Origin of the sequence: Roseateles sp. (assembly GCF_039595295.1) — a bacterium.
Classification (GTDB): Bacteria; Pseudomonadota; Gammaproteobacteria; order Burkholderiales; family Burkholderiaceae_C; genus Roseateles.
This window is the reverse complement of the sequence record NZ_JBCNLU010000002.1, coordinates 234808-259529: the sequence shown is the minus strand read 5'-3', so window position 1 is coordinate 259529 and position 24722 is coordinate 234808. Positions and strand designations below refer to the sequence as shown.

Genomic DNA, 24722 nt, shown 5'->3' with positions numbered 1-24722 from the left:
TGGCGGATACTGCGCGGCCAGAGCCGGCATGGGAGCCGGCCGATCCTCCACGAGGGAAGGAGACACGATGTCCAAGCGCCATGTTCTCGCTGTCCTGAGCGCCGCCGCCGTCACGGTGCTGTCGCTGTCCACCCCGCTGCCCGCCACGGCCCAGGGCACACCCGCCACCGCCGAGGCGCCCGCCGCACCGGTGGAGCTGGCCGGCGTGAAGTACCCGGCCAATGTCGAGGTCGCCGGCCAGAAGCTGGTGCTCAACGGCGCCGGCATCCGCTACAAGGCAATCTTCAAGGTCTACACGGCCGGCCTGTACATGAACGCCAAGGCGACCACGCCCGAGGCGATCCTGGCCAACACCGGTCCCAAGCGCATGCACATCCAGATGCTGCGCGACATCGACGGCGAGGAGCTGGGCAAGCTCTTCACCAAGGGCATGGAGCAGAACACCTCGCGCGAGGAATTCGGCCGCTCGATCAACGGCGTGCTGCGCATGTCGGAGATCTTCGTGCAGAAGAAGAAGCTCAAGAGCGGCGAGAGCTTCGGCGTGGACTTCATCCCGGGCACCGGCACGGTGATCTTCGTCAACGGCGCGCTCGTACCCGGCGAGGCGATCAAGGAGCCCGAGTTCTTCAACGCCCTGCTGAAGATCTGGGTCGGCAAGTCCCCCGCGGACAACGGCCTGAAATCGGCCCTGCTGGGCGGCGCGAAGTAAGCACCGCGCTCAGCGCATCAGCTCGTCGATGCGATCGATGTGCCGCTGCGCCGGCACGTCGGCGATCGGCTGCCCGTGGTTGTAGCCGTAGCTCACCAGCGCGATCGGGCAACCGGCCGCATGCGCGGCGCGCGCGTCGTTGCTGGAGTCGCCCACCATCCAGGTCGTCCCGGGCATCGAGCCCAGCGCCTCGCAGGTCTTGAGCAGCGGCAGCGGATCGGGCTTCTTGCGCTCGAAATCGTCGCCGCCGAAGACGCGGTCGAAGTAGCGATCCAGCCCCTTGCGCTTGAGCAGCTCGCGCGCGAAGGCGGCGGGCTTGTTGGTCAGACAGGCCATCGGCAGACCCAGCGCGCGCAAGGCGTCCAGTCCTTCGATCACGCCGGGATAGACCTCGGCATGCGTGCCGTTGAGCGCGTCGTAATGGCGCTGGTAAAGCGCCCAGGCCGAGTCGTAAAGCGACTGCGGCGCGCCGACCTCGGTCAGCACGCTGCGGATCAGATGCTCGCTGCCCTGCCCGATCGTGTGCTCGACGAAGCCGCGATCGACAGCCGGCAGCGACAGATCGGACAGCACTTGGTGGAGCACGGCGACGAAGTCACCGAGCGTGTCGACGAGCGTGCCGTCGAGGTCGATCATGAAAGCGGTGGGGCGGGGGACGAGCGCGGTCATGGGCCGGGATCGTAGCCGCCTCGCCGGTCGCGCCCGCCGCCATGCGCCCGCGCCCCGGCCCGTGCCAGGGCTTGCCGCCTCAGGAGAACACGCCGACCGCCGCGACCAGCGTCTGCGATTGCTGCTCCAGCGACTCAGCCGCAGCCGACGCCTGCTCCACCAGCGCCGCGTTCTGCTGCGTGGCCTGGTCCATCTGCGCGATGGCCTGGTTGATCTGCTCGATGCCGGCGGTCTGTTCCTGGCTGGCGCTGGTGATCTCGCCGACGATGTCGGTGACCCGCTTCACGCTGCCGACGATCTGCGACATGGTCGCGCCCGCCTGCGTGACCAGCGCGCTGCCCGCCTCCACCTTCTGCACCGAGTCGCCGATCAGCGACTTGATCTCCTTGGCGGCCGTCGCGCTGCGCTGCGCCAGCGTGCGCACTTCCGAGGCCACGACCGCGAAGCCGCGGCCCTGCTCGCCGGCGCGAGCCGCCTCGACCGCCGCGTTCAGCGCCAGGATGTTGGTCTGGAAGGCGATGCCGTCGATCACGCCGATGATGTCGACGATCTTGTTGGACGAGCCGCTGATCGACGCCATGGTCGCCACGACCTCGTCCACCACGCGGCCGCCCTGCACCGCGATCTCGGAGGCCGACATCGCCAGCTGGTTGGCCTGGCGCGCGTTGTCGGCGCTCTGTTTGACGGTCGCGGTCAGCTCCTCCATCGACGCGGCGGTCTCCTCCAGCGCGCTGGCTTGCGACTCGGTGCGCGAGGACAGATCGCGGTTGCCCATGGCGATCTCGCCGGCGGCGCTGGCGATGGTGTCGGTCGATCCCCGAATCTGCGACACCGTGGTCGATAGGCTGCGCTGCATGCGGTCCATGGCCGACAGCAGGCTGTCGGCGTGCGCGCCGCTCAGGTCGACCGCCACGTTCAGGTCGCCGCCGCCGATGCGGTGAACGATGTCCGAGGCATAAGCCGGCTCGCCGCCCAGCTGGCGATAGATGCTGCGCGCCAGACGCCAGCCCAGCACGCCCACGACGGCCATCAGCGCCAGGCCCAGCCCCAGCAGCATCGCGGCGCTGCGCCAGAAGGCCTTGTCGATGTCGTCGATGTAATCGCCGAAGCCGATGATCCAGTCCCAGGGGCCGAAGCGCGTCACCGCATAGAGCTTCTCGACCTCGTCCTTGGTGTTGGGCCGGGTGCCCGGCGCGATCACCGTGCCGATGGTCTTGCCCTCCAGCGCGGCGCGGTAGCGCACGCCGGCTTCCTTGCCGCCCTTGGCGTCGACGATGCCGACGCGCTTGGGATTCGGATGGACCAGGTTCACGTCGTCGCTGTAGCCGCGGACGAAGAAGTACTGCTCGTCCTTGCGGAAGCTGCCGATGATCAGCTTGCCCTGCTTCTGCGCTTCCTCGCGCGTGATCTGGCCGGCGACCTCCTGCGCGTGCAGCTTCTCCAGCGCGGAGTGCGCCAGCACCACCAGCGTCGACAGCTGCGCGGTGCGCTCCTTCATCATGGTCTGGCGCAGCGTCGTCAGCGACACGGCCGCCAAGACCAGCATGCCGACCAGCGCGGCCAGGCAGAGGAACAAGATTCGAGTACGGAGTTTCATGGAGCTTCTGGAAGAGGAGCGGGAACAGGGGCGGGAGCCGAAATGGCATCGGACCAACCCGCGTTTATCGGCCATGGCCGCCTGCCTCTGAAGCCGACGGGCGCTAACGCACGGCGTATTGCGTCACTTCCGCACGCTCGATGGCCACATCGCCTCGGACGACTCCGACGCGAGGCCGGCGCATGCCGATGAATGCGGCGATCCCGCCCGATTGCCGCCTGGGCCGGGCGCACCGACGATGAACTGTGCACTGCCGCGCCGCGCCGATCTGTGCTCTGTGCGCCACCCGCCTCGCCCCCACCATTCAGTCCATCGAACGATCCCGTTCCCCCATTCCGTTTCGTCCAGAGGTTCCCATGAGCAAGCGTCGCGAAGTCCCCGGCATCCGCCCCTACGACGGCCCCGCCGGCGGTTGGGGCGCGCTGCAGGCCACGGCCAAGGCGGTGCGCGAGCAGATGGAGTTCGTCACCGCGCCCATCGTGCTGATGCGGACCAACCAGCCGGCCGGCTTCGACTGCCCCGGCTGCGCCTGGCCCGACAAGGAGCACAAGTCCACCTTCCAGTTCTGCGAGAACGGCGCCAAGGCCGTCACTTGGGAGGCCACCAGCAAGCGCGTCACCCCGGAGTTCTTCGCCAGTCACACGGTCACCGAGCTGCTGGCGATGTCCGATTACGAGCTGGAGAACTTCGGCCGCCTCACGCACCCGATGCGCTACGACGCGGCGTCCGACCGCTTCCTCCCCGTCGACTGGGACCAGGCCTTCGCCCGCATCGGCGAGCGGCTGCGCGCCATGGACTCGCCCGACCGGGTCGAGTTCTACACGTCCGGCCGCGCCTCCAACGAGGCGGCCTATCTGTTCCAGCTCTTCGCCCGCGAGTACGGCACCAACAACTTCCCCGACTGCTCCAACATGTGCCACGAGGCCACCAGCGTCGGCCTGCCGCAGTCCATCGGCATCGGCAAGGGCACGGTGTCGCTGGCGGACTTCGACACGACCGAGCTGATCCTCTCCATCGGCCACAACCCCGGCACCAACCACCCGCGCATGATGGGCACGCTGCATGAGGCGGCCCGGCGCGGCGTGCCCATCATCGTGTTCAACCCGCTGCGGGAGCGGGCGCTGGAGCGCTTCGCCGATCCGCAGAACGTGGTGGAGATGGCGACCTACCGCTCCACCGACATCGCCTCGACCTACTTGCTGGTCCGCGCCGGCGGCGACGCGGCGGCGCTCAAGGGCGTCATGAAGGCCTTGCTCGCGCTGGACGCCTGGGACAAGCGCGGCCAGGTGCTGGACCGCGCCTTCATCGCCGAGCACACGCAGGGGTTCGACGCGCTGGTCGAGGATCTGCACGCGACCTCGTGGGCCGACATCGTGCAGGAGAGCGGGCTGCGCCGCGTCGATCTGGAGCGGGTCGCCCAGGCCTACGCCAAGTCCAAGGCCACCATCGTCTGCTACGGCATGGGCGTGACCCAGCACAACACCGGCACCGCCAACGTGCGGCTGATCGCCGACCTGCTGCTGATGCGCGGCAACATCGGCAAGCCCGGCGCCGGCATCTGCCCGCTGCGCGGCCATTCCAACGTGCAGGGCAACCGCACCGTCGGCATCACCGAGAAGCCGCCCCAGGACTTCCTCGACAAGATCGAGCAGGTCTTCGGCTTCGCCCCGCCGCGCGCGCACGGCCACGACGCGGTCAAGGCGATGCAGGCGATGGAGACCGGTCAGGCGAAGGCGCTGATCTGCCTGGGCGGCAACTTCGCCGTGGCGCTGCCGGATCCGCAGCGCTGCCATCCGGCGATGAAGTCGCTCGAACTCAGCGTGCACCTGGGCACCAAGCTGAACCGCTCGCACCTGCTGGTCGGGCGCGAGACCTTTCTGCTGCCGGTGCTCGGCCGCACCGAGCTCGACCTGCAGGCGAGCGGCGCGCAGTCCATCACCGTCGAGGACTCGATGTCCATGGTGCATGCGTCGGCGGGGCGGCTGCGGCCCGCGTCGCCGCTGCTGCGCTCGGAGCCGGCGATCATCGCGGGGCTGGCGCGCGCCACGCTGCCGCAGAGCCGCGTCGACTGGCTGGGGCTGGTCGAGGACTACGACCGCATCCGCGATCTGATCGAGCGCACCCTGCCCGGCTTCGACGGCTACAACGCGCGCATCCGCGTGCCGGGCGGCTTCCGCATGCCGCTGCCGCCGACCGAGCGCGTCTGGCCCACGCCCAGCGGCAAAGCGATGTTCTCGGTCTTCCGCGGCGTGAGCGAGCGCTATCAGCCCTGGTCCGCCGACGCGCTGCGCCTGGTCACGATCCGCAGCCACGACCAGTACAACACCACCGTCTATGGACTGGACGATCGCTATCGGGGCGTCTTCGGCCGGCGCGACGTGCTGTTCATGCATCCGGCGGATCTGGCGGCTCAAGGGCTGGAGCACGGCGACGTCGTTGACATCGAGACCGTCGCCGAGGGTCGCGCGCTGCGCCTGCCCGGCATCACCGTCATCGAGTACGACATCGCGCGCGGCTCCGTCGCCGCCTACTACCCCGAGGCCAACGTGCTCGCGCCGCTGGACGACATCGACGAGGAGAGCGGCACGCCCTCGTACAAGTCCATCCCGGTGCGGCTGGTCAAGGTGACCGGCGCGCCCGTCACCAGGTCATCGCCCGCCGCTCAGCGCATGCAGTCGGCGGCCAGCTTGCCGACGGTGATGACGGCCCGCTCGATCGCGGGCGACCAGGGCGTGCTGTAGTTCAGCCGGATGAAATGCCGGTAGCGGTCCGAGACCGAGAACATGTGACCCGGCCCGATCGTGATGCCGCGCGCGAGCGCCAGCTCGTAGAGCCGCATCGCGTCGACTTGCGGCGGCATCTCGATCCAGAGCACGTAGCCCCCGCGCGGCGTGGACACGCGCGTCCCCTCCGGGAAGAAGCGCAGCACGATCGCGCGCATCAGGCTGGCCTGCTGCGCATAGGCCTTGCGCAGGCGGCGCAGGTGAGCCTCGTAGCCGTCGCGCGTCAGGAAGCGCGCGATCGCCATCTGCGGGAGCGGCGGCGTGGTCAGCGTGTTCAGGAACTTCAGTTTCTCGACCTGATCGCGATAGCGGCCCGGCAGCGCCCAGCCGATGCGATAGATCGAGGTCAGCGTCTTGGAGAAGGTGCCGCAATGCAGCACCAGCCCCTCGCGGTCATAGGACTTGAGCGTGCGCGGCGGCGCGGCGCCGTAATACAGCTCGTTGTAGACGCCGTTCTCGATCAGCGGCATGTCCAGCCGCGTCGCGAGCTCCACCAGGGTCTGCTTGCGCTCATCCGGCATCACGAAGCCCAGCGGATTCTGGAAGTTGGGCATGACCATGCAGGCGGCGATCGCCTGCGACGCGGCGATGCCGGCCAGCGCGTCGACGTCGATGCCGTGCTCCGGATGCGTGGGCACCTCGATCGCCTTCATGCCCATGCGCTCGATGGCGTGCAGCATCGCGTAGAAGGTCGGCGACTCGACAGCGATCACGTCGCCCGGTTTGGCCACGGCCTGCAGGCACAGGTTGATGGCCTCGGTCGCGCCCAGGGTGATGAGGATCTCCGCCGGATCGACGGTCTGGCCCTTGTCCAGATAGCGTTTGGCGATCTGCCGGATCAGCTGCGGATGCCCCGGCGGCAGGCCGGTCTGCAGCGCGCGCAGCGACGGGTCCTGGCCGGCGGCATAGGCATAGCGGTTGAGCTTCTGCAGCGGGAAGCTGCCGGTGTCGGGATACGGGGAGCCGAGCGGCACCGCGTCGTGCGCGGCGATGGAGCGCAGCGTGGACAGGACCAGGCGCGAGACGTCGACCGTGGCGGAGAGCGCCATGGGCTTGGGCGTGGTGATCGCCTCCACCGCGTCGGCGGCGGCCTCGGCGGCATCGCTGCCCGGTCGCAGCTGGACGAAGTAGCCCGACTGCGGCTTGCTGATCAGGAGCCCGCGGCTCTCCAGCAGCAGGTAGGCGCGCAGCACGGTGGTGACGCTCAGCGCGCATTGGCGGCTGGTCTGGCGGACCGACTGCAGCCGGTCGCCGTGGCGAAGCACCCCACCGCGGATCTGGCGCTCGATGTCGTTGGCGAGCTTCTCGTAGAGCTTCATGAGGGGTCCGGACGCAGCGATGGCAGATCTCGGTGGGTCCGGTAGTTTATGAGCGGCAGTCGAGGCTGAAAGTCCACCTATCGAGGGTTGCGAAGTCCAGGTCCGCGTGACATCCCGACGCGTAGAGTGACCGGCTTCCCCTGCGAGAAACGCGGGGAGTCGGCGCCGGTCGCGATGGATTGGCGGAAGTGATGGCTTCGTTGCAGAGGTGGTTCGCAGTCATGAACCGAGATCGAATCCAGCCCGGATCGGGCGTGTGCATCGCGTGGTGGAACACAGGTCTGTCGCCGACCCGTGACCCCGACCGCGCCAAACCCAAGGACTATCAAACCGCGGCGGCAGTATTGCTGCACCTCATTCATGAAGTCCGCGCCGACCTCATCGTGCTGGGCGAGATGGCGCCGAGCAGCGTCGCCGGCCTGCAAGAGGCCTGCCCGATCTCACGATCGGATTACGTGTGGTTCCCCTTCTTCCAAACGGCGGGACGAAGCCGGTTCTCGCTTTGCATTCTGGGCCGCAAGGGATACGTGAAGGTCGGATTCCGGTCTCCGATCGTCGACGACGGCCGCGGTCCGGTGGTCAAGGTCGGGATGCACTTCCGCGCCCAACTGGCCGAGGGCGATCCGCCCTTGGAGGTGATCGCCGCCCACTGGCCCAGCCGCCTGCACCTGGACCGACAAGACAGCGCCAGGACGCACATCGCCTCCTTCCTTCGGCGATGGATAGACCAGCATCTGTTCCGCTTGAACCCGCAGGCGAACGTCGTCGTCCTTGGCGACTTCAATGACGAGCCCTTCGACGAGGGCATCGAGCGCTATCTCCGAGCCAGCCGCGACCGGCTCCGCGTCGAGCGAAATCCCAAGCTCCTCTACAACCCGTTCTGGCGCCATCTCAGCAGCTTCGGGGGCGGGGGATCCACCGCCCACCTCAGCGATCCGGGCACCTACTTCCACGCCAAGGGCGAGTTCTCCTACTGGCGCACGTTCGACCAGCTGATCGTGTCGTCCTCGCTGCTCCTGAGCCGGTCGGGCTGGCGCATGAATGAGCAGCGCACCCGGGTTCTCTCGTTGCCGGCGCTCGACGATCTGGTCGGATCCGGGAGCAGTCTGGTCGACCACCTGCCCATCGTCGGTCACTTTGAAAGGCACGCGTCATGAGCGACTTTGCCAGCGACATTCAATCGGGCATCGCGTCCGCCAACAGCGCGGATGGCGAGTGGGCAGAGATCCGCGGCATCCTCGACCGACTCGACGAGGCCCTTCAGAGCGCGACGTTCGGCAAGGCCAAGCTGTTCCTCGGAGAGTTCCAGAACTCGGACGATGAACTGGCGCTGAGCATCGCCGACCTCACCGAGCGACTGGTGATCCGCAGCACCGAGGACGAGCGCCACGGTCGCATCATCGCGGGCTGGAGGACCGATCGAGACGGCGGCTATCCGATCGAGCTGGTCTACAACTTCCTGAGCCTGCCTTGCGGTCATGGCGATGAGCTGATGAAGGAGCTCGCCGAGTTGCTCCGGACTGCGCGGGTCGGTCGCATCGTTCAGGGCTTCGCGGATGGATCCTGGCGGTCAGGGCAGAGGCGTTGACGCGCCCCTCCAAAAGACGAAGGCGGACATCCTTTCGAATGTCCGCCTTACCCATTGACGTCCGGCTTGCGCCTCTGCGGATCCACCACCAAAACCTGGACCGCATGAGTCGTACTTTAGGGAGCTGATCCGGCCTCGCCCAGCGGCGCTTCCCGCATCGCCGGGCGGGCGCTTGGCTGATGCGGGTGTCGGGCGATGCCCTACGGCCGCAGGCTTGGCTGACGGGCGGCTAACGCAGCAACCGGTAGAGCGTGTTCCGCCCGATGCCCAAACGCCGTGCCGCCTCCGAGTGATTGCCGCCGCAGTCCGCCAGCACCCGCCGCGCATGCGCCTTCGATTGATCGCGCAACATCCCAGGGACGCCGGCTGCGGCAGAAGCGGGACCGGCGGCACCGGGCCCTTCGTCGCTGCCCGTCGCTGCGTCATCGCGCTGATCCAGCTCCTCGATCAGGTCATCCGGCAGATGCCCGCGGCGGATCACCGATTCGCCGGGCTCCATCAGCGCGCAGGCGATGCGCAGCACCTGCTCCAGCTGCCGGATGTTCCCGGGCCACGCATAGCCCGTCAGCTCGCGGTGCAGGGCCGGGTCCAGCGTCACCGGCCGCGTCGGCTCCAGTGCCGCGAGCAGTCGTTCGATCAGCAGCGGCAAGTCCTGACGCTCGCGCAGCGGCGGCAGGCTCAGGGTCAGACCGTTGAGCCGGTAGTAGAGGTCCTCCCGGAACTGCCCTTGCGCCACCAGCTGCCGCAGCGGCCGGTGGCTGGCGCAGATCAGTTGAAAGTCCACCGCGACCGACGGGCCGCCGCCCAGCGGCTGCACCTGCCGGTCCTGCAGCACGCGCAGCAAGCGCGCCTGCATCGACAGCGGCATGTCGCCGATCTCGTCGAGGAACAAGGTCCCGCCATGCGCCTCGCGCAGCCGACCCTGCGCGCCCTCGCGCGAGGCGCCGGTGAAGGCGCCCGGCCGATAGCCGAAGAGCTCCGACTCGATCAGCGACTCCGGCAGCGCCGCGCAGTTCACCGCGATGAAAGGGCGATCGCGCCGCGCGCTGCTGTCGTGCACGGCGCGCGCGAAGAGGTCCTTGCCCACGCCCGACTCGCCCTGCAGCAGCAGCGCGATGGGCTTGTCGAGCACGCGCCGCGTGCGTACCACCGCCTGGTGCATCGCGGCATCGCCGAGATCGAGCGGCTGCAACGCATCGTCCGGCAGCACCGGTACGCGATCCGCAGGATGGCCCCCCGGGAGAACCGCTGAAGGAAGCGCTGCCGGGACGGCTGAATGCGCCGCCTCCTGGACGTCAACGGCCGCAGCCTTAGCGACCGATCCCGGCGCCTGACCTCGCGACATCACCACCCGCGCGCCGGGCATCCGCACCCGCACCCACAAGGCCGGCCCGTCCTCGCGATGCAGCAGCCGCGCGCCCTCGCCGCCGTGCCGCGCCCAGTCCATCAGCTCATCGACACGCAACGGCAGCACCGCTTCCAGCGGACTCGGCCGCGCCGCCTCCGGCCCGAGCCAGGCCTGCGCCGCCGCGTTGCAGCCCAGGATCCAGCCGTCCTCGCTCAGCGCAAGCAAGCCTTCCGTCGGCGTCCCCAGTCCTTCCGGCTGCACATGCAGCTCCAGCCTTAGCCCGTCGGCATGCCGGGTCTGGAACAGACGGTGCTCCACCATCCGCGCGGCCGACCGTACCAGCGCCAGCGTGTGGCGCTGGAAGCCGCGCCGCTCGCCGGACAGATCCAGCACGCCCAGCACCCGCCCCTGCGGATCGCGGATCGGCGCCGCGGTGCAGCTCAGGAAGGCGTTGCGCTCCAGGAAGTGCTCGCCCCCCAGCACCGACACCGGCCGCTGCTCGGCCAGCGCCGTGCCGATCGCGTTCGTGCCGCGCCAGCGCTCGTCCCAGATCGCGCCGGGTCGCAGCGCCACGCGTTCCGCCCGGTCGACGAAGCGCCCGTCACCGAGCGCCTGCAGCAACATGCCTTGCGCATCCGCCAGGATCACCAGCCCCTCGCCGTCGCGGGTCTGCTCGAAGAGGTCCTCCATCACGGGACGCGCGTGGGCGACCAGCTCATGCTGGCGCTCCAGCGCGCGTCGCAGCTGCGCGCCCGACGCATGCGGCGCGCCGGGCGGCCGGCCCACCGGGCTCAGCCCGAAGTCCCGGCTGCGCAGCCAGCTGCGGCTCAGGCCTTCATCCAGCGTCTGGACGCTGAGCCGCCCGGTGTCCAGCAACTCGCGCCGCGCCGCGCGCAGCAGCCGCGGCGCGATGAGCGCGCCGCTCGGGGGTTTCACCATGGTTTTGTCTCCTGGTTGTTCCATTTCGGAACACCTGTGCCGCCGCGGCGGTGCCGGGACAGTCTGTGGCGCGATCCTGACGGCGTTCTTGCGGCGTGGGAAGCGGCTTTACGCCGTCTTGTGGGGGCTTCTCGCCCGAATCCCGCGGCCGACGCGCGCTGGCACGGCCCGTGCAATGAAGGCCTCGTTCATCCACCCCAACGATCGGATCACCCGATCACCCACAAGAGAGACAGGAGACAACGATGATCTACGCCAAGCCCAATGCCGCCGGTGCGCCGCTGCAGTTCAAGAAACGCTACGACAACTTCATCGGCGGCCAGTGGACCGCGCCGCGCGACGGCCAGTACTTCGACGTCATCACGCCCATCACCGGCCAGGTGTTCACGCAGGCGGCGCGCTCCAACGCGGCGGACATCGAGCTGGCGCTGGACGCCGCGCATGCCGCCGCCGAGCGCTGGGGTGCGACCTCCGCGGGGGAGCGCGCCAACGTGCTGCTGCGCATCGCCGACCGCCTCGAGCAGAACCTGGAGCTGCTGGCCTATGCCGAGACCGTCGACAACGGCAAGCCCATGCGCGAGACGCTCAATGCCGACCTGCCCCTGGCGGTCGACCATTTCCGCTACTTCGCCGGCTGCCTGCGGGCGCAGGAGGGGGCGCTCAGCGAGATCGACGCCCACACCGTGGCCTATCACTTCCACGAGCCGCTGGGCGTGGTCGGCCAGATCATTCCGTGGAACTTCCCCATCCTGATGGCGGCCTGGAAGCTGGCGCCGGCGCTGGGCGCAGGCAACGCGGTGGTGCTCAAGCCGGCGGAGTCGACGCCGGTGAGCATCCTGGTGCTGGCCGAGCTGATCGCTGATCTGCTGCCGCCGGGCGTGCTCAACATCGTCAACGGCTACGGGAAGGAAGCGGGCATGCCGCTGGCGCAGAGCAAGCGCATCGCGAAGGTGGCGTTCACCGGCTCGACGGCGACGGGCCGCGTGATCGCGCAGGCGGCGGCGACCAACCTGATCCCGGCGACCTTGGAGCTCGGCGGCAAGAGCCCCAACGTCTTCTTCCCCGACATCGCGGCGCATGACGACGAGCTCTTCGACAAGGCCATCGAGGGCCTGGTGCTGTTCGCGTTCAACCAGGGCGAGGTCTGCACCTGCCCGTCGCGGGCGCTGATCCACGAGTCCATCTACGACAAGTTCATCGCCCGCGCGATCGATCGGGTGAAGGCGATCAAGCAGGGCAACCCGCTGGACACCGAGACCATGATGGGCGCGCAGGCCTCGTCGATGCAGCTCGACAAGATCCTGTCGTATCTGGAGATCGGCAAGCAGGAGGGCGCGCAGTGCCTGATCGGCGGCGGCCGCGCGGAGCTGGGCGGGGATCTCGCGGGGGGCTATTACATCCAGCCCACGCTGTTCAAGGGCCACAACGACATGCGCATCTTCCGTGAGGAAATCTTCGGGCCGGTGCTGGCGGTGACGACCTTCAAGACGGAGGAGGAAGCGCTGCGGATCGCGAATGACACGCCGTATGGGCTGGGCGCGGGCGTGTGGTCGCGGGACATGAACACCGCGTTCCGCATGGGCAAGGGGATCAAGGCCGGGCGGGTGTGGACCAATTGCTATCACGCTTATCCGGCGCATGCGACCTTCGGCGGGTACAAGGAGTCGGGCATCGGGCGGGAGACCCACAAGATGATGCTGGACCATTACCAGCAGACGAAGAACCTGCTGGTGAGCTACTCGCCGAAGGCGTTGGGGTTCTATTGAAGAGGGCAGGGGCGAGGGTCTTCGGACTCTCACCCCATCCTGAACACCGCCACCGCCTGCACCAGCTGCGTGGCCTGCTTCTCCAGCGAATCGCTCGCCCCCGCCGACCTCTGCACCAGCGCCGCGTTCTGCTGCGTCGTCCGATCCAGCTCGCTGACCGCTTGGCTGACCTGCGAGATCCCCGCCGCCTGTTCCCTCGTCGCGCTTCCGATCGTCGAGATCAACGCCGACACCCGCGACACCTGTTCCACGATGTCCAGCATCGCCTTCCCCGCCTCGTCGACCTGCCTCCCGCCGGCCTCCACGCGATCGACGCTTTCCCCGATCAGCTGTTTGATCTCCTTGGCCGCCGCCGCGCTGCGCTGCGCCAGCGAGCGCACCTCGCTCGCGACCACCGCGAACCCGCGCCCCTGCTCGCCCGCGCGCGCCGCTTCGACCGCCGCATTCAAGGCCAGGATGTTGGTCTGGAACGCGATCCCGTCGATGACGCCGATGATGTCGCCGATCCGCTTGCTGGACGCGGTGATCCCCACCATGGTCTCGTTGACATTGCGCACCACCTCCCCGCCCTGCGCCGCCGCCAGGCTCGCCCCCGCCGCAAGATCCTCTGCCTGACGCGCGGCATCCGCGTTGCTCTTCACCGTGGCGCTCATCTGCTCCATCGACGCCGCCGTCTGTTGCAGACTCGCCGAGGCCTGCTCGGTCCGCGCGCTGATCTCGTTGTTGCCGGTGACGATGTCGCCGCTCGACGACTGCACCGTGATCACCTGCGCCGCCACGTCATCGATGACCCAGCGGAACATCAGCCCCAGCTGATTCAGCGAGCGCAGCGCCATGCCGATCTCGTCCACACGGTCCATCTGCAGCGGCTCGCGCGTGTCCCCGCTGGCCACGCGACACGCATGCCGCGACAGCGCCTCCAGCGGCCCGACCACCTGCGCCTCCAGGAACCACATGGCCAGCAACGACACGACGACGAAGCCCGCGATCCAAGCGCCCGCGGCGGTCAGCGACGCCGCGCTCATCCACGCCGAGGCGATCGCCGCCACGGTCAGCGCCAGCAGCGGCAGCCGGATGCGCCAGCGCACCGGCAGGGTCTTGAGCAGCGTGGTCCAGGCCATCGCGCCCTTGCGCAGCACCACGCCCTTGTGGAAACGCAGATGCGAGGCGCGGCCCTCGCGCATGTCGGCGTAGAGCCGCTCGGCGTCGGCCACGTCCTCGGCCGACGGCCTCGTGCGCACCGACATGTAGGCCACCGGCTTCCCGTTGCGCATCACCGGCGTGGCGTTGGCGCGGACCCAGTAATGGTCCCCATCCTTGCGCCGGTTCTTCACCAGTCCGGTCCAGGACTCGCCGCCCTGCAGCGTCTTCCACAAGTCGCCGAAGGCCTCCGGCGGCATGTCGGGATGCCTGACGATGTTGTGCGGCTGTCCCAGCAACTCCTCCGGCGCGAAGCCACTCGCTTCGACGAAGGCGGCGTTGGCGTAGGTGACTCGGCTCTTCGTGTCCGTCGTCGACATCAAGGTGGCGTCGGCCGGGAAATCGTACTGGCGCTGGGTGACGGGCAAGTTTTTCCGCATGGGGCGTCCTCCTGTTGTTTCGCCTCGAGGCCCCGCCGGCGTCCGCCGATCTGTGGGGCCGCGTGAAGCGTAGGCAATGTTCGCCAATCGAGCGAGTCGCCTCTTCAATCGATTGGGGGTCGACAGCTTCGGAAAATCCTCATCAATAAACTATTGTTTAGCAGAAGGACAATTGTTTGCGACAATATGCCCACCTGCATAGAATCCGGCCCCATGCCCTCCCCCAAGGAACCGACGTCCAAGGATCAGCTGCTCGCGCTGGTCGAGGCCAACCCCTTCATCAGCCAGCAGGAGCTGGCCGACCAGCTCGGCCTGTCGCGCTCGGCGGTGGCCGGCCATCTCGCGCAGCTGACGAGGGAAGGCCGCATCCTTGGCCGCGCCTACGTGCTGCCGCAGCGCCAGCCCATCGTCTGCCTGGGCGGAACCAACCTGGACCGCAAGCTGCGCGGCCTGGGCGCGCTGCAGATGGGCAGCTCGAATCCGGCGCGCCAGCACGAGTCCCCCGGCGGTGTCGCCCGCAACATCGCGGAGAACCTCGCCCGCCTGGGCCTGCCGGTGCATCTGCTGACGGCCGTCGGCCGCGACGCGGCGGGGCAGGCCTTGCTCGCGCAGCTGCAATCGCTGGGCGCGGACTGCGCCGGATCGCTGCAAGCGGCGGACGCGCCCACCGGCAGCTACACCGCGGTGCTGGACCCGCAGGGCGACCTGCTGATCGCGCTGGCCGACATGGCCCTCACGGATCGACTCGATCCCGCCTTCCTGCGCCAGACCGCACCGCAGCGGGCACCGGCGCGCTGGGTCGTCGCCGATCTGAACCTCCCGCGCGAGACCCTGGATGCCTTGCGTGACGAAGCCCGTCTGCGCGACCAGCGGCTGATGCTGGTGGCCGTGTCGGAACCCAAGATGGCGCGATTGGGCGAGGATCTGCGCGGCGTCGAGCTGCTGGTGCTCAATCGCGGCGAGCTGCAGGCGCTGACCGGTCGCAAGCTCGGCAGCGAGAGCGCGCTGCGCGCCGCCTGGCGTCAACTGCAGCACGCGGGCCTGAAGCGCCTGGTGATGAGCGACGGCGCCCGCGGCCTGCGGTTCAGCGAGGGCGACGACTTCGCCACGATGTCGCCGCCGGCGCTGGATCCGCGCAGCATCCGCGAGGTGACCGGGGCCGGCGACGCGATGAGCGCCGGCATCGTGGCGGCCTTGCATCGTGATCATGAAGACCTGCGCGCGGCCTGCGCGCTGGGTCTGCGGCTCGCCGCGCTGACCCTGCAGAGCGACGCCACCGTGAGCGAGGCCTTGAGCCCTGCGCTGCTGACCTGAACGAAGTCCCCAACGAGAAAGCGAAGTCCCATGAGCACCCTCAGCCCCGTCAATGCCGCCACCCATCTGCAATCCCTGGTGGAGCGCCAGCTGATCGATTTCTCGCCCGAGGTGGCCGCCGCGCGCGCCGAGGGCAAGCCGCTGGTGGCGCTGGAGTCGACCATCATTTCCCACGGCATGCCGTATCCGCAGAACGTGCAGACGGCGCGCGAGGTCGAGGCCATCGTGCGTGAGCATGGCGCGGTGCCGGCCACGATCGCGGTGCTGGACGGGAAGATCCGTATCGGCCTGAATGAAGAGCAGCTGGAGTTGCTGGGACGGTCGCCTGATGCGATGAAGTTGAGCCGGCGGGATCTGCCGTTCGCGCTGGCGACGGGGCGGGTGGGCGCCACGACCGTGGCCGCGACCATGATCTGCGCGCAGCTGGCGGGGATCGAGGTCTTCGTCACCGGCGGGATCGGCGGGGTGCATCGGGGGGCGGAGACATCCTTCGACATCTCGGCGGATCTGCAGGAACTGGCCAGGACGCCGGTGGCGGTGGTGTGCGCGGGGGCCAAGAGCATCCTGGATCTGGCGTTGACGCTGGAATACCTGGAGACGCATGGGGTGCCGGTGCTGTCGGTGGGGCAGGAGAACTTCGCCGCTTTCTATACGCGGGACAGCGGCTTGAAGGCGGACTTCCGGATCGATGGCGCGGTGGAGCAGGCGCGGTTCCTGAGGACGAAGTGGACGCTGGGGCTCGGGGGCGGCGCGGTGGTCAGCAATCCGGTGCCGGCGGAGTTCGCGATGGCGAAGGAGCGCATTGACGGGTTTGTTGCGCAGGCGCTGGCGGAGGCCGATGAGCAGGGGATCAGCGGGAAGGCGGTCACGCCTTATCTGCTGGCGCGGATCAAGGATCTGAGCGGTGGGGACAGCCTGGTGACCAACATCGCGCTCGTGAAGAACAACGCGGTCGTAGGAGCGGCGTTGGCGAAAGCGTTGAGCGAGGGCTGAGCGGCGCTCGGGCAGCCCGAAGACCCTCTCCCCTGCCCTCTCCCGCACAGCTTTCCCGTACGCGTACATCGCATTAACCTGATCGAAACATTCGTCGAATGGCCGCGACCTAAGCTTTCCCACCCTCCTCGCCCTCTCGGCGATCCGTCGTTGGAAAAGTGAAAGCATGCGCCGCCAACCCGTCGTCCTGTCCCTCATCGTCCTGCTTCTGATCGCCGGTGGCGGCTGGTGGTGGAAGTCCCGGACAGCGGCCTCTGGCAACGACGCGGCCGCCGCCTCGGCCGGCGCGGGCGGGGCCACCGCACCCGGCGGCATGCAGCTGGTCGGCGTCGTCACCGCGTTGCGCAAGGACGTGCCCGTCACCGTCGAGGCCAGCGGCACCGTCACCCCGATCAACCAGGTCGACATCCGCGCCCAGACCACCTCCACCGTGCGCGACGTGCTGGTGAAGGACGGCCAGACCGTCAGCAAGGGCCAGGTGCTGTTTCGCTTCGACGAGCGCGCCGATCGCGCCAACCTGGACAAGGCGCGCGCCCAACTCGCCCGCGACAAGGCCAATCTGTCCGACCTGCAGCGCCAGTACGACCGCGCCAAGGAATTGCTGGCCCAGAAGTTCGTGGCGCAGAGCGCCGTTGACACCGCGCAGGCCAACCTCGACGCCGGCCGCAGCCTGATCGACGCCGACGCCGCCGCCGTGCAGTCGGCCGAGGTCGCGCTGAGCTACAACGAGATCCGCGCGCCCTTCGCCGGCCGCGCCGGCGCGGTCAACGTCTGGCCGGGCAGCCTGGTGCAGGCCAGCGCCACCGGCACGCCGCTGGTCAACATCGTCCAGATCGACCCGATCGCCATCGCCTTCAGCCTGCCCGAGACCGAGCTCGCGCCCGTGCTCGAGGCGATGCGTCCCGGCGCGGACGGGGCCAAGGCCACGCCGCTCGAGGTGCAGGTCGTGCTGCCGACCATCGAGGGCGGCCCCTCGCGCAAGGACAGCAAGAGCGGCAAGCCGGTCGAGTCCGTCGCGCATGGCAAGCTGGTCTTCGTCGACAACCTGGTCGACGCCACGACCGGCACCATCAAGCTCAAGGCCGAGTTCCAGAACGACGCGCAGAAGCTCTGGCCCGGCCAGTACCTGCGCGTGCGCATGACGCTGCGCAGCATGGCCGGCGCCATCGTGATCCCGCAGGCCGCCATCATCCTGCGCGGCAGCGACCGCCAGGTCTACGTCGTCGGCCCCGACAAGACCGCGCTGATCAAGCCGGTCCGCATCCGCTACACCTTCGGCGAAATGGCGGTCGTCGACGGGGTCGACGAGGGCGCGCAAGTCGTTCTCGACGGCAAGCAGAACCTGCGCCCGGGCAGCCCGGTCCGCACGCAGCCGGCTGCCGTCAATCCGGCCGCCGCGGCAAAGCTGGCCGCAGCCGCCGAGGCAGAGTCCGGCCGGAACGTCCCAGGCGGCGGCAACGCCGTCGGTGTGGCCGCGCCCTGACCGCGCCCCGCGTGATTGCCTCGCCCCTGCCCTCGCCGCGGACGCTGACATGAATCTCACCGAACTCTTCATCCGGCGGCCGGTCATGACCGTGCTGCTGAACATCGCGCTGGTCGTCGCCGGTCTCGCGGCCTGGAGCCGCATCCCGGTCGCCGCGCTGCCCAGCTTCAACACCCCGGTCATCAACGTCCAGGCGGTGCTGCCCGGCGCCAGCCCCGAGACCATGGCCTCGTCGGTCGCGCTGCCGCTGGAGAAGCAGTTCTCCACGATCGCCGGCATCACCACGATCTCCTCGACCAACACGCTGGGCAACAGCTCGCTGACGCTGGAGTTCGACCCCTCGCGCGACATCGACGCCGCCGCGGTCGACGTGCAGGCCGCGCTGTTCCGCTCGCTGCGCGCGCTGCCGGTGGAGATGACGACGCCGCCGTCCTACCGCAAGGTCAATCCGGCCGACGCGCCGGTGCTGCTGGTGGCGCTGACCTCGCCCTCCATCAACCTGTCCGACCTCAACGACTACGCCGAGAACCTGATCACCCCCAGCCTGTCCACCATCGACGGCGTGGCGCAGGTCTCGATCTACGGCCAGAAGCGCTTCGCCGTGCGCATCAAGGCGCGCAACGAGCTGCTCCAGCAACGCAACATCACGCTCGACGAGCTGCAGGCCGCCGTCAAGGGCGCCAACGCCAACACGCCGGTGGGCACGCTGGATGGCTCGCGTCAGACGCTGACCATCCAGGCCAACAAGCAGCTGCGCGACGCGCAGGCCTTCGGCGGCATCGTGGTGGCCACGCGCAACGGCGCGCCGGTCTTCCTGCGCGACGTGGCCGATGTCGAGGACAGCTACGAGACGGTCAAATCCTTCTCGAATTTCAATGGCGAGCGCGCCATCGTGCTGGCCGTGCAGCGCCAGCCCGACGCCAACACCGTCAAGGTGGTGGACTCGGTCAAGGCCATGCTGCCGCGCTTCGCGGCGCAGTTGCCGGCCTCGGTGCAGATGAGCACGCTGAACGACCGCTCGGTGTCCATCCGCGAGTCGCTGCACGACGTCTACTTCACGCTGGCGCTGACGGTGGCGCTTGTGGTGATGGTGATCTTCCTGTTCCTGCGCCGCATGGTGGCGACGCTGATCCCGACGCTGTCCCTGCCTATCTCGCTGATCGGCGCGGTGACGCTGCTCTACGCGCTGGGCTACAGCCTGGACAACATCTCGCTGCTGGGCATCACGCTGGCCGTTGGCCTGGTGGTGGACGACGCCATCGTGATGCTGGAGAACATCTACCGCCACGTCGAGGACGGCATGGCGCCCTTCGACGCCGCCATCCGCGGCGCGCGCGAGATGGCCTTCACCATCATGTCCATCTCGATCTCGCTGGTGGCGGTGCTGATCCCGATCTTCTTCATGCCGGGCGTGATCGGGCTGCTCTTCCACGAGTTCGCGGTGGTCGTGTCGCTGGCCATCCTGGTGTCGGCGGGCGTGTCGCTGACCCTGGTGCCCATGCTGTGCAGCCGCTTCCTGAGCAGTCATCACGACGTCGAGGAGAACGCCCTGGGCCGGACCTTCGAGGCCGGCTTCGGCTGGGTGCTGGGCAAGTACACCGGCTCGCTGGACTGGGCGCTGCGGCACCGCTGGGTGATCGGCCTCGTTGCGCTGGCCAGCTTCGTCGCCAGCGCCTGGCTGTGGATCGCGATCCCCAAGGGCTTCTTCCCGGAAGAGGACATCGGCCAGATCCAGGCCAGCACCGAAGCGTCCGAGGACATCTCCTTCGCCGCGATGACGGTGCTGCAGGAACGCGTGGCCGCGGTGATCCAGAACGATCCGTCGGTGGCGTCGGTGTCCGCCGCGGTGGGCGGCGGCGGCGGCGGCGGCAACGTCAACACCGGCCGGCTGTTCATCAACCTGAAGCCCCGGGCGCAGCGTCCGCCGATGCCGCAGGTGCTGGAGCAGATGCGCAAGCAGCTGCGCGCCGTGCCCGGCATCGCCGTCTATCTTCGGCCGGTGCAGAACCTGCAGCTCGGCGGCCGGCAGTCCAAGAGCCGCTATCAGTTCACGCTGCAATCGGTCAGCGCGGGCGAGCTCAACACCTGGGCGGTGAAGCTGCAGGACAAGCTCAAGGCCGATCCGGTGTTCCGCGACGTCACCAGCGACTCGCAGCTGCGCGGGCTGCAGGCGAATCTGGTCATCGACCGCGAGCGCGCCACGCTGCTGGGCGTGCAGATGCAGGACCTGCGCAACGCGTTGTACTCGGCCTTCGGCGAGCGCCAGGTGTCCAGCATCTATGCGGAGAGCAACACCTATCAGGTGATCATGGAAGCGGTCGACAGCGACCGCCTCAGCGAGGACGCCTTCGACAAGATCTATCTGCGCGGCAAGAACGGCACGATGGTCCCGCTGACGGCCTTCGCCAGCGTCAAGCGCGAGCTGGGCCCCACGGCGGTCAACCACCAGGGCCAGCTGCAGGCGATCACGCTGAGCTTCAACCTCGCGCCGGATGCGCCGCTGGGCGTGGCCACCGGCAAGATCGACCAGTTCACCCGGGAGATCGGCCTGCCGCCGTCCATCATCACCAGCTACGGCGGCGACGCGGCGGTGTTCAAGGACTCGCAAGGGGGCCAGGTCTTGCTGATCGTGCTGGCGATCGCGGTGATCTACGTGCTGCTGGGCGTGCTCTACGAGAGCTACATCCATCCGCTGACCATCCTGGCGGGCTTGCCGTCGGCGGCGGTGGGCGCGCTGCTGACCTTGCAGCTCGCGGGCATGGAGCTGACCATCATCGCGACCATCGGCATCCTGATGCTGGTGGGCATCGTGAAGAAGAACGCGATCATGATGATCGACTTCGCGCTGGACGCGCAGCGCAACGGCGGCATGACGCCGGCCGAGGCGATCCGCGAGGCCTGCGTGCTGCGCTTCCGTCCGATCATGATGACGACGCTGGCCGCGCTGATGGGCGCGTTGCCGATCGCATTGGGCCTGGGCGCCGGCGCCGAGCTGCGTCAGCCGCTGGGCCTGGCGGTGGTGGGCGGGCTGATCCTGTCGCAGGCGGTGACGCTCTACATCACGCCCGTGATCTACCTGGCGCTGGACCGCTTCAGCGGGAAGGGGCCGGATACGCGAGAGGTCGAGCAGACCTCGCTGACCGCGCATCCGGCGCCGGGCCACGCCGACTGAGCGGCGCGCCGCTCACTGCGGCGGCGTGAAGGCCTTGCGCTGCTGCCGAACGGTCGCGCGCCCGATGCAACCGGGCGCGTGATCGTTGATCAGTCCCATGGCCTGCATGAAGGCGTAGACCGTCGTCGGGCCGACGAACTTCCAGCCGCGCTTCTTCAGCTCCTTGGACAGCTTGACCGAGGTGTCCGACGTCGGCCGCACATCGCCGCCGGCATCGGGCTCCTCGAAGCGCCAGAAGAACGCGGCCAGCGAGCCCGCCTCCTTCTGCAGTTCCAGCGCCCGGGCGGCGTTGTGGATCGCCGCCTCGATCTTGCCGCGATGGCGCACGATGCCCTCGTCGGCGAGCAGCCGCTCGACATCGGCCTCCTTGAACTTCGCGACCTTGGCGATCTCGAACTGCTTGAACGCCTTGCGGAAGTTCTCGCGCTTGGCCAGGATGGTCCGCCACGACAGGCCGGACTGGAAGCCCTCCAGGCAGAGCTTCTCGAAGAGCCGGCGATCCTCGTGCACCGGGTAGCCCCACTCGTTGTCGTGATAGTCGCGGTAGGCGTCGAAGCCGGGGGCCTCGCACCACTTGCAGCGCCATTGGCCGTCGGGGCCCTGGGCCAGTCGTTCGGACATCGTCTCTCCTCCTGCGGGATTTCGATCGCGCGATTCTCACAGCGACCGGCGCGCGGGGGTGTCAGCAGGAAATCGCTCGCCTTCGCTCGCCCGCTTTCTCGAGCCGCCTACTCAGGCGCACATGTTTACCCTCCAAGCGCTTTATTCGCCGGCCTTCCTCGCCGAGCCCCCACCCGACTCAACGGACGCCGCCGCCGTGCCAACGGATCCCGAGGTCACCTACAGCCCGGTCCGTCACGGCACGCCCGCGGCGTTCACCGGGCATCCCGATTTCGCGTCTTTCCGAACGCAAGTCAAACGCGACCTGGCCACGCTCAGGGCCTTCGCCGCCGACATGGAGCCCGTCGTCAATGATCTTGACCTGCTGGAGTCGAAGCTCTTCAACCTCGATGCCAGCGGACACCCTCGAGGCTACGGCGAATCGGAATCCCCCATCATGTTCGGCGCCGCCGCTCAGGGCCTGTCCAAGCTGGCCAGCCTCATCGGCGACGAGCGATTGAGCCTGAAGAGCCGCCGCCTGGAGCTGCGCCAGCTCACCTCGCAACTGACCCTCTGTGCCGGCGGCGTGATCGAGGCACTGGACAACTGTTTGGGTCGTCTCGACCCGAAGCGCAACGGCTTGCCCGGTCTCTTCAAGAGCAGCATCGAACAGATCATCGAGCAGGCCGCCGTTGACGCCGTCGAGATCGAGTACGGCCCCGAGCTCTCCGAGGCGCAGTTGGACCAGCGGCATTACGTCGCCGGACTGAAACGCAAGCTCTACGAGGCACTTAAGCTCAAGTGGAAGCTGCCCGAGGACCCCTTCGCCCACACCCGCTTCCCACCGGCGCTGATCCGACGCTGCGCCGAATCAGTGGCACCGGCGATCACCCCCGCCGCTGTGGTCCGCCTGCTGGCGGACGACTTCCTGCAGCGCTTCAGCGAAGCGCTACGCGAAAAGCTTGCGCAGCCGATCGACGAGCAGTCGGATGGTTCGCTGCCGCTCCCCGGGGAGTCACAGCTCCGGGACTGTCTCGCGCCGCTGGAGACGCTGTTCGGCCCGGCGCCGCCGCGCGACACGCTGCTGCGGGAGCATGAAGACAACCGGTGTGCATGCTTGACCGACGCCACCCTGATTGCCTTGTACTTCCTTGATCGGCTGCATGAAACCCAGGTCGTGCCGGGCCTAGCTTTCAACACCGTCGCCACCTGGATTGCAGCGCCCAACCAGGACTCGGACGGGCTTTGCTGCCGGATCCAGACATTGGGCGATCTGGCCTGGACGGAGGAGGGCGGCAAGCCACGTCCGCTCAAGCTCGCTGATCTCGACCACGTGCCGCAGTCCGATCTGAGCCCATCCATGGTGACGACCGCCATCACGAACAGCGCCCCCTCGGAGCTCCTCGACGGTTTCGCGCCGCACTGGTTGCTCGATCACGACGTCGGCGATCGCCTGCGTGGCCGCCTCGATTGGGAGGGCGTCGGCCAGCTGATGGCCCGTTGGCGAAAAGAGGGGGGCTGCCCCGGCGATGTGGAGCAATGGTGGGCCCAGGCGCAGGCAGCGCACCGCGCGCGTCGAGCCGCTCCCGGACTGCTGTCCTGGTCCGACGAGGCCGGCTCCCACGAACTTGCGCGTGACCATGTCGAGCGGCTCCTGGCCGATCGTGGCGAGGACCGGTCGCTGACATCCGCTGCGCTCGACGGCTTGCGCGATCAGCTGACCCTGGTGCTGTCCATGCAACGGTCAGCAGAGCGGCGCCGTGGTGCTGACCAACTCTCGATGCAGGAGCTCCGCACGCGGCGCACCATGTCCCATGTCCAGCCGCTGAGGCAATGGTGGGGCGCGGTCGGCGCCGCCATGCGGGCTTCTCCCGCGCGGATGTCCGCCGCGGAGCTGGTGGCCGTGATGACGACTTCGGGCCCCGGCGGCTCTGCGCCACTGATCGCATGTCTGACCGCCGCCGATCAAGACCTCAAGCACGTCATGCTGGAGGGATTGACGGAACTGCAGCGCGACAGTCTGCTGTCGACCGAGCAGTTGGTCCGACGGCTCGTTGGGTCCGACGTGAGGCGACCCGGCTCGGACGACTTCCTGCCCTGTCTCGATTCCCACACGCTCAGGTCATTCCTGCCCTTCGTGATACGAGCCCCTGCTCACAATCAGCTGTCTCCCGACACCTGCCGCATGCTGCTTCTCGGCCCCGAGCAAGAGCCGGGCACTGGCTTCTCGCTGCCCGTTGCCGACGGCCTGATGATGCGGGATGTCGAGCGCCATGGGACGAATGCGCTACGCATCTATCTGCCGTTCCTGGACGAGGCGACCGAGCGAGGACTCCTGTCCCGAGCCGATCTTCGTGAGGCGCTGGCGCGTGGTGTCGCGATGTCCCGGAACCGCGTCCTCTCAAGTAAACAGGAATGGGACGACTGGACATGTGTGACCCGTACCTGGGCCCGGCACATCGCCAACCTGCACTTCGCGAACCGGCTGACGGTCGACGAGGCTGTCGCGGCCCTGACGTCTCGTGCCGGCGTGGACGACAAGCTTCCGTTGGAAGTGGTCGATCGTTGGGCCTTGGAGATGGCGATCGCTTTCACCACCGCGTGTGAACCGATACGTCGACTGACGAGCAGTGGGCAGTTCTCCACCAGACCGACCCACGAAACGGAGATGCGTCGGCAACTGCTGAAGCAGCTCGTCGGTCTGGACGGTCTGACGTCCGGCCGTCTGATCGGCGCGAAGCGAACGCCCGATCAAAGCGACAGGGTCGACTTCTTTGCGAAGTTGCTCAAGCGCACGATGGACGCCTTGGCGTTCAAGCCCGAGGAGACCGCCACGGCACTGGGCGACGGCCGCTAGCACCG

General features: G+C 68.4%; 15 protein-coding genes and 1 pseudogene. 10 read left to right on the top strand and 6 right to left on the bottom strand.

Features of this window, described 5'->3' with window-relative positions; genetic code table 11:
• The first annotated feature begins 67 nt into the window (after positions 1-67).
• Complete coding sequence (locus ABDW59_RS03120) at positions 68-709, top strand: chalcone isomerase family protein (protein WP_343627964.1); 642 nt, start codon at positions 68-70, stop codon at positions 707-709.
• 9 nt (positions 710-718) lie between these two features.
• On the opposite strand, the gene gph is transcribed toward ABDW59_RS03120, so the two are convergent.
• Complete coding sequence (gph, locus tag ABDW59_RS03115) at positions 719-1378, bottom strand: phosphoglycolate phosphatase (RefSeq protein WP_343627963.1); 660 nt, start codon at positions 1376-1378, stop codon at positions 719-721.
• 79 nt (positions 1379-1457) lie between these two features.
• On the bottom strand, positions 1458-2975 hold the full coding sequence (locus ABDW59_RS03110; RefSeq protein WP_343627962.1) for a methyl-accepting chemotaxis protein: 1518 nt from the start codon (positions 2973-2975) through the stop codon (positions 1458-1460).
• Positions 2976-3331: 356 nt separating this feature from the next.
• Here ABDW59_RS03110 and ABDW59_RS03105 point away from each other — a divergent pair.
• Positions 3332-5599 (top strand): annotated as a pseudogene (locus ABDW59_RS03105) (FdhF/YdeP family oxidoreductase); the annotation flags it as partial.
• Positions 5600-5637: 38 nt separating this feature from the next.
• Here the strand turns inward: ABDW59_RS03105 and ABDW59_RS03100 are convergent.
• Positions 5638-7077 carry a PLP-dependent aminotransferase family protein gene (locus tag ABDW59_RS03100; protein WP_343627961.1) on the bottom strand — a complete coding sequence of 480 codons (1440 nt, stop codon included), beginning with the start codon at positions 7075-7077 and terminating at the stop codon, positions 5638-5640.
• A gap of 188 nt (positions 7078-7265) precedes the next feature.
• Between ABDW59_RS03100 and ABDW59_RS03095 the strand changes: the two genes are divergently transcribed.
• Positions 7266-8234, top strand: coding sequence for an endonuclease/exonuclease/phosphatase family protein (locus tag ABDW59_RS03095; RefSeq protein WP_343628008.1), 969 nt, complete (start codon positions 7266-7268; stop codon positions 8232-8234).
• Positions 8231-8665: a hypothetical protein gene (locus ABDW59_RS03090; RefSeq protein WP_343627960.1), complete on the top strand. Its 435-nt coding sequence runs from the start codon at positions 8231-8233 to the stop codon at positions 8663-8665. The genes ABDW59_RS03095 and ABDW59_RS03090 overlap by 4 nt, the downstream gene beginning before the upstream one ends.
• A gap of 229 nt (positions 8666-8894) precedes the next feature.
• Here the strand turns inward: ABDW59_RS03090 and ABDW59_RS03085 are convergent, their stop codons facing one another.
• Positions 8895-10952, bottom strand: a complete 2058-nt coding sequence (locus ABDW59_RS03085) for a sigma-54-dependent Fis family transcriptional regulator (RefSeq protein WP_343627959.1) — start codon at positions 10950-10952, stop codon at positions 8895-8897.
• Positions 10953-11197: 245 nt separating this feature from the next.
• On the opposite strand from ABDW59_RS03085, the gene ABDW59_RS03080 reads away from it, so the two are divergent.
• Positions 11198-12718, top strand: a complete 1521-nt coding sequence (locus tag ABDW59_RS03080; protein ID WP_343627958.1) for an aldehyde dehydrogenase family protein — start codon at positions 11198-11200, stop codon at positions 12716-12718.
• Positions 12719-12747: 29 nt separating this feature from the next.
• On the opposite strand, the gene ABDW59_RS03075 is transcribed toward ABDW59_RS03080, so the two are convergent.
• Complete coding sequence (locus tag ABDW59_RS03075) at positions 12748-14298, bottom strand: methyl-accepting chemotaxis protein (RefSeq protein ID WP_343627957.1); 1551 nt, start codon at positions 14296-14298, stop codon at positions 12748-12750.
• Positions 14299-14511: 213 nt separating this feature from the next.
• On the opposite strand from ABDW59_RS03075, the gene ABDW59_RS03070 reads away from it, so the two are divergent.
• The 4 genes from ABDW59_RS03070 (at position 14512) to ABDW59_RS03055 (ending at position 21260) form a co-directional block, all read left to right on the top strand.
• Positions 14512-15612 (top strand): carbohydrate kinase, encoded by a 1101-nt coding sequence (locus tag ABDW59_RS03070; protein ID WP_343627955.1) that lies wholly within the window; start codon positions 14512-14514, stop codon positions 15610-15612.
• 30 nt (positions 15613-15642) lie between these two features.
• Positions 15643-16605, top strand: coding sequence for a pseudouridine-5'-phosphate glycosidase (locus ABDW59_RS03065; protein ID WP_343627954.1), 963 nt, complete (start codon positions 15643-15645; stop codon positions 16603-16605).
• 166 nt (positions 16606-16771) lie between these two features.
• Positions 16772-18088: an efflux RND transporter periplasmic adaptor subunit gene (locus ABDW59_RS03060; RefSeq protein WP_343627953.1), complete on the top strand. Its 1317-nt coding sequence runs from the start codon at positions 16772-16774 to the stop codon at positions 18086-18088.
• 49 nt (positions 18089-18137) lie between these two features.
• Positions 18138-21260: an efflux RND transporter permease subunit gene (locus tag ABDW59_RS03055; protein WP_343627952.1), complete on the top strand. Its 3123-nt coding sequence runs from the start codon at positions 18138-18140 to the stop codon at positions 21258-21260.
• Positions 21261-21272: 12 nt separating this feature from the next.
• Here the strand turns inward: ABDW59_RS03055 and ABDW59_RS03050 are convergent, their stop codons facing one another.
• Positions 21273-21881 (bottom strand): DNA-3-methyladenine glycosylase I, encoded by a 609-nt coding sequence (locus ABDW59_RS03050; RefSeq protein WP_343627951.1) that lies wholly within the window; start codon positions 21879-21881, stop codon positions 21273-21275.
• Between the two features lie 121 nt (positions 21882-22002).
• On the opposite strand from ABDW59_RS03050, the gene ABDW59_RS03045 reads away from it, so the two are divergent.
• Positions 22003-24717 carry a hypothetical protein gene (locus ABDW59_RS03045; RefSeq protein ID WP_343627950.1) on the top strand — a complete coding sequence of 905 codons (2715 nt, stop codon included), beginning with the start codon at positions 22003-22005 and terminating at the stop codon, positions 24715-24717.
• Positions 24718-24722: the final 5 nt, after the last annotated feature.